We start from the raw sequence: 16,970 nt of genomic DNA, 5'->3' as shown, positions 1-16,970 counted from the left end.
GCGAGAAAACAGGTTTTATGCAAATTATGGACCGACCGAAATGATTGGTATGGTTTTATGTGTTGTATAGAAAAGTGGATTAGTTATTATGTCAAGACGACGAAAACACCGGCATTTTTATTTTAAAAGCCTTTTAACACCAGCAAATGAAATGGGTATATTAATTGTTTCATTATAATAAAAAGTTTTTATGATGTTCAAAGTGGCAATTGCGATAGGTTCGTTATTCTTTATATTAAGCTGTAACGAACAAGAACGAAACAAATACAGAAATAGACCTTTGAGCATGGAGGATTCTATTACCAACAAAATGGAAGCTGACTCGGGAATTTTGGAGTCTGAAGATAAAGCCTTTGTGAATGCAGTTATAAGGTCTGGAATGGGAGAGATCGAAGCGGGCAAGTTGGCGAGCGAGAAGTCTAGGGATACAGCCATCCAAAGTTATGCTAAACTGTTGATTACACAACATCAACAGTTGACTAAAGACATGAAGGATATTGTAGCAGAGAGACGAGTGCAAATCCCAGAAAGTTTAGATGACGCACACACAGACAAGCTTAATCGCCTAAGAAGTAAGTCGGGGAAAGAATTTGAAAGTGCTTTTTTACAACAAATGATCGAAGACCATACAACGTCGTTAACCTTATTTGACCAAGCTGGAGCGCATGCTAAGGATGTACATATACAATCATTTGCTAACAAAAACATACCCATTATAAGAAATCACCTTCAAATTGCGAAGAAACTAAGCAGCAAGCTTAATTAACTAGCTAAATATTCAAACCCATTAAAAAGACAATGATTATGGACACCATATCGAGAGAGCAATTTCTAGGGTTGGCAAATGTAAAAAGCGATCGCTGTATCACCATCTACATGCCAACCCACCGTTCCGGTTTTGAAGTGAACGAAAAACAAGACCGGTTATTATATAAGAATATATTGAAGAATGTGGAAAAGCAGGTTCTTGATTCAGGCGGAGACAAAGCAGACATACAACAATTGCTTAAGCCAAGCTATGAATTGTTAGATGATAAGGAATTTTGGTATAAACTGGATTATGGTTTGGCGCTATTCATCACAGCAGACTCTTTTTTGGTCAAAAAACTACCCATATCAATAAAAGAGGAAGTCTATGTTAATAACACCTTTTATCTCACACCTATTTTCCCGCTACTTAATAATGATATACATTTCTATGTACTAGCCATTAGTAAAAACGCAACGGCTTTTTATAGAGGGACTGCCTTTTCTATTGAAGAACTGAGCATTGAGGGTTTACCAAGAGGTATGGATGATGTCATCCATTTTGAAGAGAAAAGTGGCCAGAGGTTGTTCAGAGCAGGAGGGAGCCCAGCAACCGGCATAGGTAGTGCTCATGGGCATGACGCTGGACTCGCAGATGAAGAAGAATATGTGGCAGCTTATTTAAAAGAGGTCGATCAAACATTATGGAAGGAAAAATTGGGAAATGAGAAAGCGCCTTTACTATTAGCCGGGGTAGCATATATGGCAGCGAAATATAGACAGATCAGTCGGTATGGAAATATTGTACCTGAATATTTAGCCGGTAATTACGAGCGGGTAGACACCCACATCATTTTTGAAAAATCGAGAAATATGATGATCCCTTTTTTGCAGAAACCGGTCAGAAGCGCGTTAGCAAACTATTATAACAATCTTGGAGGAGGGACCAGCTGCGACGACTTTTCGAAAGTCATTACAGCCAGTTTTTTCGGACAAGTAGAAAACCTTTTTGTCAAAGAACGAAGTCATGCATGGGGAAAATTTGACAAGGATCGTAATCAAGTAACGCTCCATACCGAAAAAGAATATGGTGATGAGTGTCTTGTTAATCAAGCGATCATTCATACTATTCAGAACGGTGGAAATATATATGTGTTATCCGAAGAAGAAATGCCCGACGCAAAATTGCTCGTTGCAAGCCTCCGTTATTAAGGTTGTATTTCGCCTACGCGCATAATTTGCGTAACTAAATTGAATGTCACGATCGCAGTTAATGAAAACATGATATGTGCAAAAAATAAACCTAGGTAGAAATGAGCATTTATACCAAGAGAGATTAAGTGTTTCTTTAAGGTAATTCTAACGAGCAAAATACTCGCTAATCCATGGGCGGCTCCAAATAGAAGCGCCGTTATTACATCAGATCTTCCTACGCCAAGGCGCCATAACAGATAATAAACGCCAACGAAAAAGACCCCCAACAAATAACACACAATAAAGCCTATGTATAAACGATTGGACATTCCCGTGGGCCTCGTTTCCTCCTTACGCGTTTCAATTAGTAAATAACTAAATAATTCGGTTAGCGTAATTCCCCTTTGGCTAACCGTAACGTATAGTTTTTGTACGAGTACCATCAGTATGGTTGCGCTCAATCCGGATAATATGAGTTTAATAAAAAGCATTTTATGGAATTTTATTTTGTTAAGCAATGATTATTCCTTTATGCTAAGCCAAGGGCTGTTTACCCCTGTCAGCACATTAGCAGTTGGTTGTCAAGAAGATATCTGCTTTTGCAAACAGGCTTATTTACTTTTTAGGACAGCTTGAAAACCAGACCGGTTTTGTATACCGATCTCATTATAAAATCGTCCTTATTTCTAATGTTCTGCTAATCTAACAACTACAGAGCTTTTTCTTTTTTACCCTACGTAAAACAAATTCTATTCTTTTTTTAGGTATATGTCTTGTTTCTTTATAAGAAACGAAGGTTAGAAAAATTTAATTATAAGTATTGATTGCTATCTCTTCGTCAAGCAGCATGGCGTCTGCCACGGTACAATGTTTTGATCAATTGTACTACGTAAGCAAAATAAAGATGCTGATTACAGGGAATTTCAATAGCATATTATCCAGAATAATTATGAAGAAGAGAATTGCATTTATAAGCGAACATGCCTCACCCCTTGCCATGTTAGGCGGAATAGACAGTGGAGGACAGAATGTGTATGTTACGGAGCTCGCCAGACAGCTCGCCAAAGACGGCTATGCTATTGACATTTTTACACGAAGTGATTGCGATAGACTACCTCGAATAGTGCGACTGTTTCCGGATGTAAGAGTTATCCATGTCAATGCAGGGCCACAGCAAAGCATACCAAAAGAACAATTATTTGACTTCATGGAGGCCTTTAAGGACGACATGATCACCTTTATTGAATCAGAAGGAATAGATTATGCTTTGATACACGCCAACTTTTGGATGTCGGCATGGGTTGGTCTATCCCTAAAATTGAGATATCGTATTCCATTGGTTGTGACGTTCCACGCCCTGGGTAAAGTTCGGCGATTACATTTACAGGAAGATGATAAATTTCCTCAAGAACGAGTGACTATTGAAGAAAATATCGCGAGAGAAGCCGATTGCATTATTGCTGAATGTCCACAAGATAAACAAGATTTAATTAGCATGTACAACGCTAATGCGAAACGAATAGCCGTTGTCCCTTGTGGTTTTAATCCCACGGAATTTTATCCTATCGATAAAATGTACGCACGTATGCTTTTAGGACTTCAGAATGATGAAAAAATTATTTTACAATTAGGACGCATGGTTCCGAGAAAAGGAGTGGATAACGTAATCCATGCGCTAAAATACTTGAAAGGGGATTTTAAAGTAAGACTTCTGGTTGTAGGAGGAGAAGGAAACGCTGAACAATTTATGGCCAGTGCTGAATTGAAGCGCCTTCAGAAAATCGTAGAAGAGGAAGGTGTTTCCTCATACGTCGAGTTTATTGGACCAAAGAAGCGAGAAGAATTGAAATATTATTACAGTGCAGCAGATGTTTTTGTTTCCACTCCGTGGTACGAGCCCTTTGGAATTACACCTTTGGAAGCAATGGCCTGTGGGACACCTGTAATCGGTTCAAACGTAGGAGGCATTAAATATAGCGTTGTAGATGGAGTAACCGGTTATTTAGTACCGCCTAAAAAACCTGTTGAATTGGCTAACAAGATGCAAAGGCTTTTGAAATCGGAGGGTGGCTTAATGGGATTACAGGGTATCGATAGAGTAAATCATCTTTTCACCTGGCAGAACGTCAGTAATGCGATCATGATGATATATGAGTCGCTTATTGATCCGGATTTTATTGTTTATAGAGATGAGTCGCAACTTATAGCACATGCTTTTGAAGAAGCGGCTTCCACATTTCAGTTCTCAGCCGCTCTACTTTCGCCTGCTATCCTGGAAGCTGGTAGTGTTATCTGCAAAGGCTTTTCAAAGGGCAAGAAGATGCTAATATGTGGCAACGGAGGAAGTGCGGCGGAGAGTCAACATTTCGCTGCAGAGCTTGTAGGTCGTTTCGACATTGAGCGAAGGCCAGCTCTTCCAGCCATCGCGCTTACTGCCGATACGTCTACATTAACGGCATGGGCAAACGATTTTTGTTTCGAAGAAGTATTCGCAAGACAAGTCGAGGCCCTTGGTACTAAGGGCGATATCTTGTTTACAATTAGCACAAGCGGTAACTCAGAAAACATATTGCACGCAATAAAAAAGGCTAAGAAACTGGGAATGATCTGTATTAATTTACTGGGGAAGAAAGGAGGAGAAGCCTATCGTTTCGGAGATGTTAATATCATTGTCCCTTCCGATAGTACACAACGCATTCAAGAAATACAATTACATGTCATCCATTCGATCTGCACGTTGATTGAACAACGTATGTTTTCGTCGGAGGGATTGGTCCGCGAGACCGGTGAATTAAGGGCAACTACTAAGCGATTAATGAAAAACCGGGATGAACGCTTAGGATACGCGGTTTTAAACACTAACGCATATTATCTGACAAAACAACATCATGCAAGTTAATAGAAAGGCAGTGTTCTTAGATAAAGACGGAACGATCATACCAGACATTCCTTATAACGCCGACCCAAATAGAATTACCTTTGAAAAAGGGGTTGTCAGAGGTTTAAAGGAATTAGCAGCTAACGGTTTTGTCTTTATCATCATAACGAATCAGTCAGGCATCGCAAAAGGTTATTTCACGGAGGATGAGATTTTTGAGGTAAAAAAAGCATTGGCCCGACTGTTTATTGAAGAAGGATTACCACCTTTTGAAGGGTTTTATTTCTGTCCTCATCATCCTGACGGTATTGTCTCTCGTTTTTCCTATGCATGCAACTGCAGAAAACCCCAGCCTGGATTGCTGGAGCGGGCTGCCGAAGACCATCACATTTCACTAAGTCAATCTTGGATGATAGGTGATATCTTGAATGATGTTGAAGCAGGAAATCGTGCAGGATGTAAAACCATACTTATAGATAACGGCAATGAGACAGAATGGATGGTTGATGGTTATTATAGGAGACCATACTACGTTGCATCTGATTTTTTAGAAGCTGCTAATAAAATTATAACTCATTTAAGTACAGTAGATCATGAGCCAAAGATTAATAGATTTAGTCCATCAGTTTAAAGAGAAGAAAGTACTCGTTATTGGCGATTTTATTTTAGACGTTTTCATAAACGGAACGACTAGCAGGATCTCTCCTGAAGCTCCGGTTCCTGTAGTGGATGTACAAAAAAAGATGCTATGCTTGGGTGGGGCCGGAAATGTAGCTGCAAATCTTCAGGCGCTAGGAGCTACGACGCTCCTTTGCAGTGTCATTGGAGAAGACCTTTATGAATCGTCTGTAAAGCCTTTATTAAAGCGGCATAAAATTCAAGAACAATATTTGGTGCATGATAATAAAAGAAGAACGGAAGTGAAAACACGTGTTCTTGCAGATCAACATACGATTGTTCGTTTCGATGAAGGTGATCACTGTTCCCTGAGTGAATCTTCAGAATCGCTTCTGATTGACCTCTTAGCGGATGCATATCAAGCTTGCGATGCTGTAATAATTGCCGATTATGAAAAGGGCGTAATCAGTGCACGCGTAATCGCTGCATTGATTCAGCTACAGACGCGTTACCCAAGGTTCATAGCGATCGATTCCAAGCGATTGTTTTCTTTTAGCGCATTGAGGCCGACTGTGGTGAAGCCAAATTATAAACAGGCCCTTAATTTACTTAATATAGAAACTATGCCTGATAGGATTGCGCAGGTAGACCAAATTTCCAAGCAACTCATCGAAAAAACGAGGGCTAAATATGTTGCTCTTACCTTGGATTCGGATGGTGCAGTTTGGATCGAAAGAGGGCAAAAATCCTTACATCTACCGGTCGATCCCGTTTATAATCCAAATGTCTGTGGGGCAGGAGACACCTACCTGGCTACAGCAACTTTGGCACTTGTTTCCAATGCCGAGAAGATAGAAGCCGCCCAAATTGCAGCCATCGCTTCACATTGTGTAATTGAAAAGTCGGGAACCTCCGTTTGTCATGCAATAGATATTGTTGATAAAATAGTGAATAAGACAAAAATTTTAACTTCTACGTCGTTATTGACTAGCCTTACAGATCAACTTAAAGCAAAAAATAAGCGAATTATTTTCACGAATGGCTGCTTTGACATCATGCATTGCGGGCACACACACTACCTACAGGAAGCAAGAAAAATGGGCGATGTACTAATTGTTGGTGTAAATTCCGATGAAAGCGTGCGCCGTTTAAAAGGAAAAAGCAGACCGATTAATATACTGAAAGATCGAATGCATGTTTTAGCGGCATTCTCATCAATTGATTATATCATAAGTTTTGGTAATGAAAATGATGAAGATAACCCAGCAAATTTAATACGGGCATTGAAACCCGATATAGTGGTGAAGGGAGAGGACTATAGAAACAAACAAATGCCCGAATTGCAAGCTATAAATGAAGTTGGTGCCAAATTGGTGCTCTTACCTTTTACGCATGGAAAGTCAACTACCAACATAATTAGACGTATCCAGGAAAATTCATCGCCAAACCAAGTCACCAAAATGAAAGCTTAAATGACTACATGGCATGGCTGTAAAAATATACTCGTGATTCGAGCAGATAATACAGGAGACGTACTCATGTCGTCTCCTGCAATCCGAGCGCTTAAAGATAGCTTTAATTGTAGGATTACATTGTTAACATCAACAGATACATCAGAAGTCGTTTCACTGTTGCCTATGGTTGATGAAACCATTGCAGTCGATTTGCCCTGGGTTAAGTTAAAAGCCAATCATGCAACTCATATAGTAGAAAAACTAGTTTCACAATTGAAAGTGGCATCGTTTGATGCTTGCGTGATTTTTACCGTTTACAGTCAAAGTCCGTTACCCGCAGCAATGTTAGCATGGATGGCGGGAATTCCGAGACGTCTAGCATATTGTCGAGAAAATCCTTATGAGCTTTTAAATGATTGGATTCCTGAGAAGGAACCCTACGAACTTATTAAACCTCAGGTCGAACGTGATCTCGACTTAGTTGAGCGTGTTGGGGCTGTAGCAAAGGAGAAAAAAATAACAGTAGCGATTAAGGAAAATGCCATTTCAAGCGTAAGAATCAAACTCGAAGCTTTGGGAATAAATCTATCGAAACCTTTCATTGTACTACATCCAGGTGTGAGTGAAGAAAAAAGGCAGTTTCCCGAAGAAAAATGGGAAGAGCTCGCTAAAGAAATGTTAAAGCTATTAGATACACAGATTGTGTTTTCCGGCTCGGATAGTGAAAGTTCAATAACAAACCGCTTGAAAGATCGTGTGAAAGATAACTCTTTTTCAACCGGAGGCCTTTTCCGTATAGATGAGTTTGCAGCACTTCTCCAAATGTCCAAACTTGTCATATCTGTCAATACAGCTACCGTCCATTTAGCGACGGCCGTTGAGACTCCTCTAGTTGTACTTTATGCTCAAACAAATCCACAACACCATCCTTGGATGGGTAATGCACGCGTGCTTGAATATAGTATTGATGAACAGATCAAAAGCAAAAATGAAGTTATTCGCTATGTTGATCGAAAATATTACGCTGACTACTTGCCTTTACCATCGGTGAATGATATCATGCAAGCGGTATTGTCTATGTGGTGATTTTATATATTACACAACACTGTATTGTTGAAATGTTGAAGCACCTTTTCGACATTTGGCTTTCTTTGACAATCTATTATTTGCTGCCTTGTAGGAGTTAGGGGGCCCCACCGATGAGGTTCACCATCCATACTAACGACCACTGCAGGCACCTGCAGTGCATAGGCTATATGGGCTACCCCTGTGCAGTTGGATAATAATCCCCTCGCTTGTTTAAGTAAAAGGGCGATCTCATCTAAATCTGTTTGACCGACAAGAAATAATGGCGGGCGGTTCATATGTGCTGATAGTTCGTTGGCAATCGTTTCTTCCTCTTTTGTCCCCGTAATAGCGACATCATAACCCGCTTCTAAACAACGGTTGGCTATTTGCGCAAAGTACTTTGGATTCCATCTACGAGATTCGCCACGTGACCCAGGATGTATACAAACGAAATTCCCCGGCGTTAAATGGAATTTTTCGCAGATATGACGATCGTCTTTTAGAAGCGGAAATTCGAGTTGTTTACCTGCATCAGGTATGCCGAGATGATGCATCAAATATAAGTGCCGTTCAATCTCATGCAAGTGTTCAGGATAGGGAACAAAATGTTCATTGTTTGGTCGAAAGAGTGAATCCTTGAAAAAGCCAGCCAATTTATTTGCATCAAATAATGAAACGAGTGCATTAACATAGGTGCCATTTCCCTGCATTTGTATTACCAAATCAAATTTACGCCTCTGCATATCTTGTAGAAAGGCCAAAATCTTTTTCGGTTCAATGGGCTGCTCAGGCAGCCCCGGATAGCCGGGGAAGGGAATGAATTCATCAATATAATTGGCAAAACGATGTTGCAGATGTTGTGTACCCGGCAGTCCTATCCAAGCAATACGCGCATTCGGATACGCTTGTCTTAATGAGCGTATTGCCGGTATCGCACATAAAAAATCTCCTAATTGTAAGGCTCTGAAAATTGCGATTGATTTCATTTTCCGATCTTAATATTATAAACGGTTCGGTATTTAATAGAACCATACAGCTGCCAAAAAATAGATAAGTACGGTATTAGTATTGAAGTAAAAACCATTTCTGCAATATGAGAGGGTGATTTACTGGTTCCTCTCAGACGTATTAAAATAAATTTAGCGGTAAGAAACAACCAAAAACTTAGACTGGCAAAAAAGGCCCACTTCAGGTTCACATGCCATAAGAGAACCATGGAAATCAATAGCAATAAAAGACTGTAATATAAAGCATTTGTTGGATGGCCGATTCGGGCTTGATAGAGACTTGGAAATTTCTTTGCCAATAACGCATTATATATGCCTTTCTTTTGTTCTTTTATGCTAATTCCCCATTTGGCCTTTCTAGCTGGATGAATAACAACGGCTTTGTTAAGTTTTATTATTGGGATTTTTGCACGGAGAAGCTTAAAATGCAAGTCGCTGTCTTCTCTCCATGCCATTTTAAATCGTTCGTCAAAACCTCCGACATGGTATAGCGCTTGTTTCGTACAAATACAATTAGCCGTGATAAACTCTGCAACCTCCAATTGTGCCGTATTCCTTTCAAAATCTGTCGGGCTCTCGGGGGTTGGTACATATACTGATCCTGTATATACGATTTTCTCCTCACCGTTATAGGCGTCAAAAATTTCCTGAAGCCAAAGTTCATCGGGAATACAATCATCATCAGTGAACGCAACCAGGTGTCCATCAGCGTATAACCATCCTAGGTTTCGGGCTGCAGCCGGTCCTTTTTTGCATTCAGTATAAAGATAAGTTATACGATTTTCAAAAGCGGTATTAAACGTAGCTACCAGCTCTTCCGTTTCTTTGTCATAACCATCACCCACCACAATAATGTCATATAAACGCTGATTAAGTGTTTGTTTAGTCAAAGCGTCTAGACATCGTGACAATAACATCGTTCTTTGGTAAGTCGGAATTACTACAGTTATCCTAAACATATCCATACGGCACCCTAAAAACTAACAAGATTTTCGTCCAAGACCATTCTTTCAGGAACATTGACATAATCCTTCTGAATTAGAAAGGATCCTATGATAAGCGCATCGAAGGGGGATGTCCAAAAGCATTCAATAGCATCTCTTGGTGTGCATACAATTGGCTTTCCCAATGTGTTAAAAGAGGTATTTACGAGTACAGGCACTCCTGTTTTCCGTTCGAACGCCTTGATAAGTCGGTAATAAAGTGGATTTTGTTTTTCATTAACCGTTTGAATACGCGCAGTACCATCGACGTGCTTTACGGCTGGTATTTGCGTCGCTTTATCGGGAATCACATCATAGATGAACAGCATAAACGGTGACTGTTTTGCTCCCACAAACCAATTTTCGGCGTCCTCTTCCGTTACAACAGGTGCGACGGGTCGAAAGTCTTCGCGATCCTTTACCTCATTTAATTTGGCTTGCATTTCAGGACTTAACGGCGAAGCCAAGATAGAACGACTTCCTAAGGCTCTTGGGCCATATTCCATCGCACCCTGAAACCATCCGATAATTTTATCTTGAGCAAGTAACGTTGCGGTCTCTTCCACTATGTCATGCATTTTGATATAAGGAATTTTATTTCGTTCCAAAATACGTTGTATGTCACTATCGGAGTAAGAGGGGCCTAAATATACGTCCTGCATGATCGAAGTCTTTTTACTTTCTCTACGTTCTTCCCGATCTTTTAATATAGCAGCCCCTAAAGCTGTACCGGAATCACCGGCAGCAGGCTGCACCCACACATTCTTGAATGGACTTTTATCCCTGATACGGGCATTTAAAACACAATTGAGAAATACACCGCCGGCGAGACAAAGATTTTCTTCCCGCGTCACCTCATAAAACCAATTCAACAACTCCAATATACGCTCTTCTAAAACATACTGAAGCGAACGTGCAATGTTAAAATGGTGTGCGGTAAAGGGAGCGTTTCTTAAGCGCTGTGGGCCAAATCTCTCAGAAAGTCGCAGATCGCTTATTTCATATTGTCCGCTTCCTGTTAAGCGCACAATCTCTCTAAATTCATCAACAAAAACAGGCTCACCATATGAAGCTAAAGCCATTACTTTATATTCGTCAGATGATCGTAGAAATCCGAGATGCGCTGTGATATCTTCATACAACAGGCCTAGGGAATGGGGCAGCTGTACTTGTTGTATCAACTCCAAGCCATTTTGGTTTCCAACGTAATAAGAACTTGATGCTGTTTCACCCCGACCGTCCATAACGAGCACGGCTGCTGCCTCAAAAGGAGAAGGAAAAAATGCACTGGCTGCATGGGACAGATGATGATCCGTAAAATGCCAGATCCAATCGTTTGTCCTTGCATTTAAAAAGGAGGATTGCAGATGGTGTGGGTAACCATCAACCAATTGTCGTGGAGCATTAATGATAGAGGAAAGAAAAAGATTTCGCCACGGCTCGGAATCTTTATCGTGTTCTGTATTTCTAACAAAAGGAATATCTGCCCATGGCCTCTTCTCATCCCCAGGGTTAACCAATAAAAAGGGATCAAACGAATAAGCGATGTGATCAACCGCAGACAAGGTGATTCCTGCTTGCTTTAGACAAAAATCAATTGCATGATAAGGTAGTTCATAGGTCGAAAATGGAATGGGGCGTTTACCATGTTTGATTTGCGTGAATCGTTCATCTTCGGCGGCTGCAATTAGGTGTCCATTTTCGATTAAACAAGCTGCGGAGTCATGAAAAGCTGCGTTAATTCCTAAGGTATACATATCTTTCATTTATAGGGTTAAATAAGAATCGGATTCCATATACAGTGCCACTTCTCTACGCCCTCAATTTTGTGCTCAAGAACCCTTTTTCATTTAGTTATTTGTTCTTTAAAATTGAGTTATTGTTATATCTTCTCGTCGAATGGGTACAGCACTATGCACTTTTTAGGACACTAATAAAATGTTGCCAATATTGCCTTCAACGGCACCGCATTGCTTGAGCTAAGGATTTTTGCATGAAGTATACTTGTGTATGTTTATAGGTTCAATAGTTGCTTATATAGGTGGTAAATAAGGATGTCATGGGATTGAAAGAACCTATATTAAAAATCTTACGTAAAAAATACGATTGCATGTCGCTCATAGCGTGTTCTTGCAATCAATACGAACTAAGTTTTAAAACTGACGAGTCCAGCGATCCAATACAGGTCTTTTTGGAACGCAAAACGTCCAAAGGAAACGTAAAGGGGCAGGGATATATTCGATGTATGATTCATGACGCTTCGGGTAGATTAAATAAAGATTACCGGCTGCCACGCAATGAATTTAATAGATTTATTATTTAACGCAAGACGCTATGTTTGCACCTATTTTATTTGGAATTATCTTTTTGTTAGCTATCGGTATCGTATACTACTTTTATAGGAAGCACTAACGTGAAATATGATATTTCACACAATGCACAGAGGTTTGTGACTTTTTAGCACCGGCAACCTAAAATATGGTATGACGTAAACAAACGAAAATGCAAACTATCGCTTATCATGCATCTCATGAACAATTTAGCCCAACAGACCTATTAGGTTGGGCTATACTAGCGGAACAGTGCGGCTTTACGGCTATACATTGCTCTGATCATTTTCATTCTTGGAGCATAACCCAACAACACAGCGGCTATGCTTTCACTTGGCTAGGCGCTGCCATGCAATCTACCAGGCTTCCTTTTGGTTTTGTATGCGCCCCTGGGCAGCGTTATCACCCTGCTATAATTGCCCAGGCTATTGCGACGCTTGGATATATGTTTCCAGATCGGTTATGGGTATCTTTGGGTAGCGGCGAAAATATCAACGAACACATCACAGGAGACAACTGGCCCGATAAAAAATTCAGAAATGAACGTTTGAGAGAATGCGCGACCATTATTCGCGCTTTATTGGGAGGCAAGGAAGTAAGCTACGAGGGTCATGTGCGTGTAGACAGGGCCAAACTTAACACGCGACCCAACAAACCCATTCCAATTTTCGGCGCTGCTGTAAGTGTGGAGACGGCGGGTTGGGTAGGTAAGTGGGCAGATGGTTTGATTACAATTAGCAGGCCGTATAACGAATTGAAGGAGGTAGTGACTGCATTCAGGAAAAATGGCGGAGAAGGGAAACCTATGTTTTTAAAAGTGCAATTGTCGTATGCAACATCAGAGGAACTGGCCCTTGTAAATGCGTACGAACAATGGAGGAATAATTTACTAGATCCAATACTTCTAAGTGATATAGCCACGATAGAAGAATTCGATGCGCTTGGATCATCCGTTAGCTTTGAGGATATACCCAAAAAAATAAGAGTATCCAGTAATTGGCAGGATCAGCTACAGTGGTTGGAGCAAGACTTGTCTCTTGGCTTCGAACATCTTATTCTTCATAATGTCAACATCTATCAAGAAGAATTTATCCGTGATTTCGGAAAATTCGTTGTCCCAAGGCTAAAAAAGCGCTAGGTTTTGTCTTGTGTGTTATCCACTCTACCGTCAAGCCCTTCCAGAAAACTAAGTCCCAGCGCATTTATCTCGAGCATTTTATTTGGATAGGGACAATCATCAGCGATGTCTACTGTAAGAATGTAGCCGTTTTGCTCCAGTATGTAGGTTGCCTTGAGAACGCTTTCAGGGTCCAATTGCATTTCCTCTGCAAACTTACCTATGGATCCAACTGACCACCTTCTTAGTAAACGAAGAAGGCGTAGGGCGTTCGAACTTAAAAACATCATAATTTATATCATTTATAATCGTAGAAAATATTTTAACAGTCTCTTGTTTCAGCAAACGATGTTTGGAATAGGTTGGGCTTAGCTTATACTTTTTTTGCTTATCCGAAACTTTCTCTTTTATTTTACTTGTGTTCCGATTAAAAAACCATAAGACTCTAAGCCTGGTATTTGGCCGCAGATAATCTTCATGACACATAGTAGAGGGATGGCCAAAATCATACCGGCGGTTCCTACACGGCTTCACCTGCCACTAAGCCTACGATCATAAGGAGTGGATTAATATTCACTTGACGGCTTACTATTAAAACTCCAATATATGGTCTGAACGAATTGCACGATCAGGTCTACTGCGGCCGATGATGCTATGGTACGCTTCAGCCCACGTTGTTCAACCAATTGCTAACTTCAATGAACAAGGTGGCCATAATGGCTGCCAATGCTATGGGTACGAGAAAGCTGCGTCCAAAATATAAAACAATAGTGCTCAGGATAGTAAACAGTAGAATATAAACAACGTATGTTAAATTTCGCATAACTAGAATTTTTACTTAAAAACAAAAAAGCGTTTAAACTGTTATAAAATAAAAAACAAAAGCCATGTATTATTTAGTTTGTTACGATTTGGAGACGGCTGTTGCGGTGGACGATGATATTGATCCTACAAACTTGAATAGTAAGCACTGTCCTCATTTAAAAAAATTTTTGCAAAAGGTTGGAAAGAAGCCAATCAGCAAAATTGACCACAATTATCCAAGTTACCGTGCTGTTTTAGATAATTATCATATTATTGGAGAAGGAAAACGTTATTCTCACTAAGAATTAGCATCTTATTTTTGAAGAAGACGTATTTACCCTATTATGAAATTTATTTTCCTAAAAAATATATTTTTTGATTTTTATCTAGCTTTTCCTTCTTTTTGGCATAAATATTGAAAATTAATAGGTACCAAGAAAGCTCCTATTCATCAAGGGCTTCCATGTTTCGGGAAATTATTTACAGTACATATATATATTCTTTTTATCTAATGAAAAACTATGAAAAAACGGGTATAGTTTTAAGAAAACTATCCCTAAGCGAGGCACGTGAGTTTTGCCATTTACATTCTTTCCCGCAGCAGTATGGTACTTACTATCAAGATTTATACGAAAATGATGAATCGCCGGAAGAATTTACAAAGCGCTTGTTATGGCTAGCAAAGTGTGTGTATACCATTCGTTTGAAATCAGCACCTGATAAAATTATCGGGTCTTGTATGATTTACAAAGGAGGAAAGAACAGGAAAGATATGTATGTGGGTGGAACCTTACTTCCGGAATATAGAAACAAGGGTTTAATGGTGGAGGCCTTCAATCAGATGTTAGAGATGGCTAAATACTTTTATGGAGTCAATGAAGTAAAGATTTTACTTAATTCTATAAATGACCAGGTTATTCAGATCATGGATAAATTGGGCTTTATGATGGATAAGAGTAGTAATGCCAATATTTACAGTAAAATATTACAGCAATATATTCCGAGAAGAACGACCAATTTACTTTATTAATGGTTTACGTATATTTAATCGGACTTAAAATCAAGTCCGATTAATTTTTTCTACCTAATCTATCACTATCGCAGTACACATGCCGGTTTTCAGAACCATTACTTTGTTAAGGGTACACTGATGTTGTAAGAAACCGTTCGGTCAAAGCAGATACTTCTTTCGAACGGTTCCGGGCAGGTACTAAAGAGTGCAAACCAACGATAAAATCGCTAAATCTAATTTTGTATGAACTCTTTATGCAGACGATAAAATATCAGACTTAAATTGTCTTTCGCCCCAGTTTTTGTGATGAGGTTTTGACGTAAATCTTCGATGTTGCGTTTTGTGGTAAATAAACGGTAAGCAATTTCTTTATTGGCGTAGCCGCATACCATTAAATCAAGCACCTCCTTTTCTTTGTCAGATAGCGCGAGATCGGTGTTCAGCGTACTAATATGATCTTCAAAGTCGCTTAGTTTATTAAAAAGTCGTACCGTTAGGCTTGGATCAACGTATTTTTTACCTTGCAAAACATAGCGGATTGCAAATAAAAGTTCTTCTTTTTGAACCGATTGCGTAATGTAGGCGTGCGCCCCCGCATGCATTGCTCGGATCGCAGGCTGTAAACCATGGTCGTTGTCTAAAATTATAATCTTTAAATTACCGGATCCTTTCAACTTAGCTATCAATTCCTTGTCGATAGAATAGTTAAGATCATTACCCCAAATCAGTACGTCGACATCCGTTAGATGCTCTTTTAAGGTTTCTAGACAGTTATTGGTGTAATTGACATCTATATTGTCCTGTTGTAATATAGCTCGGATACCATCTCGACGTATAGGATTATTGTCCGCAATCGCTAACTTGGTTTTCATAATTGAGAATTAGATAATTAACCACTAAACTTTTCTGCGCAATTCACGTCGCAGTTATGCAATCTGACTGCCAACAAAGGTCGTGATTAAAGGAAACATCAATTACGTATAAATACCCAAAATTAGCTTCGGTAAATACGGTAATATACATTATTTCAGGATACCATTTTGATAAGCGTACTTTATTAATGCAGCAGTATTTCTTACACCTGTTTTTTCAATAAGACTTTGGCGGTATCCTTCTACTGTCCGTTTACTTGTAAACAAGCGTTCTGCGATTTCCTGATTCGTAAATCCATCAGCTGTGAGGGCCAAAACTTCCATTTCACGGTTATTTATTTGTAAATCAGTAGCATTTGCACTGGCTGATGAAGGGACTACTTTCATAGCTTGTCGCAAAAGTTTAAAACTAATTTCCGCGCAAATATAGGGTTCACCCTGGGCGGCAAACCGAATCGCGAACAAGAGTTCATCACGGCTTACGTTTTTGATCAAATATGCTGTTGCACCAGCCTCAAAGGCTTGGGAAACATATTTTTCATGATCCATCATTGAGAGAACGATGATATGAATACCTGGATAAAGATTTTTAATATGCTTAGTTAAGGTTATACCATCGGTATCCGGCATATTGATATCCATAACGATCGCATCCACCGTTTGTCGCTCGTCGAGGAGGAAAAGCAGCTCTTCTTGTTGATCCGTTTCGCCAACAACGGTAATATCCGATTCAATTTCCAATAAGGTCCTAATGCCTTGTCTTACAATATGGTGGTCGTCAACTAGAATAATGTTAATCATGATATCTCATTTGGTTAATGGCCAATCGCTTATTGATTCACGATAATGTGACAGCTATTTAATAAAGTGTTTTATCATGCCTACG

General features: G+C 39.7%; 18 protein-coding genes. 10 read left to right on the top strand and 8 right to left on the bottom strand.

The annotated features are described in order from the left end of the window. Positions 1-190 precede the first annotated feature (190 nt). Together FKG96_RS16380 and FKG96_RS16375 are read left to right on the top strand one after the other, a co-directional pair. The gene (locus FKG96_RS16380; protein ID WP_130855879.1) at positions 191-766 is read left to right on the top strand and encodes a DUF4142 domain-containing protein; all 576 of its coding nucleotides are present in this window, start codon (positions 191-193) and stop codon (positions 764-766) included. A 38-nt stretch (positions 767-804) separates the two neighbouring features. Further along, complete coding sequence (locus FKG96_RS16375) at positions 805-1,959, top strand: hypothetical protein (protein ID WP_130855880.1); 1,155 nt, start codon at positions 805-807, stop codon at positions 1,957-1,959. On the opposite strand, the gene FKG96_RS16370 is transcribed toward FKG96_RS16375, so the two are convergent. After that, positions 1,956-2,432 carry a hypothetical protein gene (locus FKG96_RS16370; protein WP_130855881.1) on the bottom strand — a complete coding sequence of 159 codons (477 nt, stop codon included), beginning with the start codon at positions 2,430-2,432 and terminating at the stop codon, positions 1,956-1,958. The genes FKG96_RS16375 and FKG96_RS16370 overlap by 4 nt on opposite strands. 458 nt (positions 2,433-2,890) lie before the next feature. Here FKG96_RS16370 and FKG96_RS16365 point away from each other — a divergent pair, with 458 nt between their 5' ends. The 4 genes from FKG96_RS16365 to FKG96_RS16350 are packed head-to-tail and all read left to right on the top strand — an operon-like array spanning position 2,891 to position 7,977. After that, complete coding sequence (locus tag FKG96_RS16365; RefSeq protein WP_246860294.1) at positions 2,891-4,840, top strand: glycosyltransferase; 1,950 nt, start codon at positions 2,891-2,893, stop codon at positions 4,838-4,840. Next, on the top strand, positions 4,830-5,450 hold the full coding sequence (locus FKG96_RS16360; RefSeq protein ID WP_130855883.1) for an HAD-IIIA family hydrolase: 621 nt from the start codon (positions 4,830-4,832) through the stop codon (positions 5,448-5,450). Before FKG96_RS16365 ends, FKG96_RS16360 begins: the two co-directional genes overlap by 11 nt. Continuing rightward, a complete protein-coding gene (gene rfaE2, locus FKG96_RS16355; protein ID WP_130855884.1) occupies positions 5,413-6,909 on the top strand; it encodes a D-glycero-beta-D-manno-heptose 1-phosphate adenylyltransferase in 1,497 nt (498 codons plus the stop codon). Before FKG96_RS16360 ends, rfaE2 begins: the two co-directional genes overlap by 38 nt. Then, entirely contained in the window at positions 6,910-7,977 is a 1,068-nt protein-coding gene (locus FKG96_RS16350) for a glycosyltransferase family 9 protein (RefSeq protein WP_130855885.1), read from the top strand. A 2-nt stretch (positions 7,978-7,979) separates the two neighbouring features. Here FKG96_RS16350 and FKG96_RS16345 read toward each other — a convergent pair whose 3' ends face one another. Genes FKG96_RS16345 through FKG96_RS16335 form a run of 3 tightly spaced genes read right to left on the bottom strand, consistent with a single transcriptional unit; the run spans position 7,980 to position 11,715 of the window. After that, positions 7,980-8,945, bottom strand: coding sequence for a glycosyltransferase family 9 protein (locus FKG96_RS16345; protein WP_130855886.1), 966 nt, complete (start codon positions 8,943-8,945; stop codon positions 7,980-7,982). Further along, the gene (locus FKG96_RS16340; RefSeq protein ID WP_256377662.1) at positions 8,942-9,925 is read right to left on the bottom strand and encodes a glycosyltransferase family 2 protein; all 984 of its coding nucleotides are present in this window, start codon (positions 9,923-9,925) and stop codon (positions 8,942-8,944) included. Before FKG96_RS16340 ends, FKG96_RS16345 begins: the two co-directional genes overlap by 4 nt. A 14-nt stretch (positions 9,926-9,939) precedes the next feature. Then, positions 9,940-11,715, bottom strand: a complete 1,776-nt coding sequence (locus FKG96_RS16335; protein ID WP_242627179.1) for a carbamoyltransferase C-terminal domain-containing protein — start codon at positions 11,713-11,715, stop codon at positions 9,940-9,942. Between the two features lie 293 nt (positions 11,716-12,008). On the opposite strand from FKG96_RS16335, the gene FKG96_RS16330 reads away from it, so the two are divergent. Beyond that, positions 12,009-12,272 (top strand): hypothetical protein, encoded by a 264-nt coding sequence (locus FKG96_RS16330; protein ID WP_130855888.1) that lies wholly within the window; start codon positions 12,009-12,011, stop codon positions 12,270-12,272. A 179-nt stretch (positions 12,273-12,451) separates the two neighbouring features. Beyond that, positions 12,452-13,417 carry a TIGR03885 family FMN-dependent LLM class oxidoreductase gene (locus FKG96_RS16325; protein ID WP_130855889.1) on the top strand — a complete coding sequence of 322 codons (966 nt, stop codon included), beginning with the start codon at positions 12,452-12,454 and terminating at the stop codon, positions 13,415-13,417. Here FKG96_RS16325 and FKG96_RS16320 read toward each other — a convergent pair. Both FKG96_RS16320 and FKG96_RS26785 read right to left on the bottom strand, forming a co-directional pair. Continuing rightward, positions 13,414-13,686, bottom strand: a complete 273-nt coding sequence (locus FKG96_RS16320) for a hypothetical protein (RefSeq protein WP_130855890.1) — start codon at positions 13,684-13,686, stop codon at positions 13,414-13,416. The genes FKG96_RS16325 and FKG96_RS16320 overlap by 4 nt on opposite strands. A 374-nt stretch (positions 13,687-14,060) precedes the next feature. Next, on the bottom strand, positions 14,061-14,219 hold the full coding sequence (locus FKG96_RS26785; protein ID WP_165446957.1) for a hypothetical protein: 159 nt from the start codon (positions 14,217-14,219) through the stop codon (positions 14,061-14,063). Between the two features lie 64 nt (positions 14,220-14,283). On the opposite strand from FKG96_RS26785, the gene FKG96_RS16315 reads away from it, so the two are divergent. Together FKG96_RS16315 and FKG96_RS16310 are read left to right on the top strand one after the other, a co-directional pair. After that, positions 14,284-14,502, top strand: a complete 219-nt coding sequence (locus FKG96_RS16315; protein WP_013667072.1) for a hypothetical protein — start codon at positions 14,284-14,286, stop codon at positions 14,500-14,502. Between the two features lie 209 nt (positions 14,503-14,711). Next, positions 14,712-15,230 (top strand): GNAT family N-acetyltransferase, encoded by a 519-nt coding sequence (locus FKG96_RS16310; RefSeq protein ID WP_013667070.1) that lies wholly within the window; start codon positions 14,712-14,714, stop codon positions 15,228-15,230. 215 nt (positions 15,231-15,445) lie between these two features. On the opposite strand, the gene FKG96_RS16305 is transcribed toward FKG96_RS16310, so the two are convergent. Together FKG96_RS16305 and FKG96_RS16300 are read right to left on the bottom strand one after the other, a co-directional pair. Continuing rightward, positions 15,446-16,084 (bottom strand): response regulator transcription factor, encoded by a 639-nt coding sequence (locus FKG96_RS16305; RefSeq protein WP_013667069.1) that lies wholly within the window; start codon positions 16,082-16,084, stop codon positions 15,446-15,448. A gap of 150 nt (positions 16,085-16,234) precedes the next feature. Then, positions 16,235-16,885, bottom strand: a complete 651-nt coding sequence (locus FKG96_RS16300) for a response regulator transcription factor (RefSeq protein ID WP_130855892.1) — start codon at positions 16,883-16,885, stop codon at positions 16,235-16,237. Between the last annotated feature and the right edge of the window lie 85 nt (positions 16,886-16,970).

The sequence above is a fragment of the Olivibacter sp. LS-1 genome (genome assembly GCF_008245145.1).
In the GTDB taxonomy this organism is placed as follows: domain Bacteria; phylum Bacteroidota; class Bacteroidia; order Sphingobacteriales; family Sphingobacteriaceae; genus Olivibacter; species Olivibacter oleidegradans.
Note: the sequence above shows the minus strand (reverse complement) of the source record. Positions and strands in the feature narration are given on the sequence as shown.

Excerpts from the sequence above, each read along its gene's own strand:
- FKG96_RS16380 (WP_130855879.1), top strand. The coding sequence starts at position 191 with ATGATGTTCAAAGTGGCAATTGCGATAGGTTCGTTATTCTTTATATTA.
- FKG96_RS16375 (WP_130855880.1), top strand. The coding sequence starts at position 805 with ATGGACACCATATCGAGAGAGCAATTTCTAGGGTTGGCAAATGTAAAA.
- FKG96_RS16370 (WP_130855881.1), bottom strand. The coding sequence starts at position 2,432 with ATGCTTTTTATTAAACTCATATTATCCGGATTGAGCGCAACCATACTG.
- FKG96_RS16365 (WP_246860294.1), top strand. The coding sequence starts at position 2,891 with ATGAAGAAGAGAATTGCATTTATAAGCGAACATGCCTCACCCCTTGCC.
- FKG96_RS16360 (WP_130855883.1), top strand. The coding sequence starts at position 4,830 with ATGCAAGTTAATAGAAAGGCAGTGTTCTTAGATAAAGACGGAACGATC.
- rfaE2 (WP_130855884.1), top strand. The coding sequence starts at position 5,413 with ATGAGCCAAAGATTAATAGATTTAGTCCATCAGTTTAAAGAGAAGAAA.
- FKG96_RS16350 (WP_130855885.1), top strand. The coding sequence starts at position 6,910 with ATGACTACATGGCATGGCTGTAAAAATATACTCGTGATTCGAGCAGAT.
- FKG96_RS16345 (WP_130855886.1), bottom strand. The coding sequence starts at position 8,945 with ATGAAATCAATCGCAATTTTCAGAGCCTTACAATTAGGAGATTTTTTA.
- FKG96_RS16340 (WP_256377662.1), bottom strand. The coding sequence starts at position 9,925 with ATGTTTAGGATAACTGTAGTAATTCCGACTTACCAAAGAACGATGTTA.
- FKG96_RS16335 (WP_242627179.1), bottom strand. The coding sequence starts at position 11,715 with ATGAAAGATATGTATACCTTAGGAATTAACGCAGCTTTTCATGACTCC.
- FKG96_RS16330 (WP_130855888.1), top strand. The coding sequence starts at position 12,009 with ATGGGATTGAAAGAACCTATATTAAAAATCTTACGTAAAAAATACGAT.
- FKG96_RS16325 (WP_130855889.1), top strand. The coding sequence starts at position 12,452 with ATGCAAACTATCGCTTATCATGCATCTCATGAACAATTTAGCCCAACA.
- FKG96_RS16320 (WP_130855890.1), bottom strand. The coding sequence starts at position 13,686 with ATGATGTTTTTAAGTTCGAACGCCCTACGCCTTCTTCGTTTACTAAGA.
- FKG96_RS26785 (WP_165446957.1), bottom strand. The coding sequence starts at position 14,219 with ATGCGAAATTTAACATACGTTGTTTATATTCTACTGTTTACTATCCTG.
- FKG96_RS16315 (WP_013667072.1), top strand. The coding sequence starts at position 14,284 with ATGTATTATTTAGTTTGTTACGATTTGGAGACGGCTGTTGCGGTGGAC.
- FKG96_RS16310 (WP_013667070.1), top strand. The coding sequence starts at position 14,712 with ATGAAAAACTATGAAAAAACGGGTATAGTTTTAAGAAAACTATCCCTA.
- FKG96_RS16305 (WP_013667069.1), bottom strand. The coding sequence starts at position 16,084 with ATGAAAACCAAGTTAGCGATTGCGGACAATAATCCTATACGTCGAGAT.
- FKG96_RS16300 (WP_130855892.1), bottom strand. The coding sequence starts at position 16,885 with ATGATTAACATTATTCTAGTTGACGACCACCATATTGTAAGACAAGGC.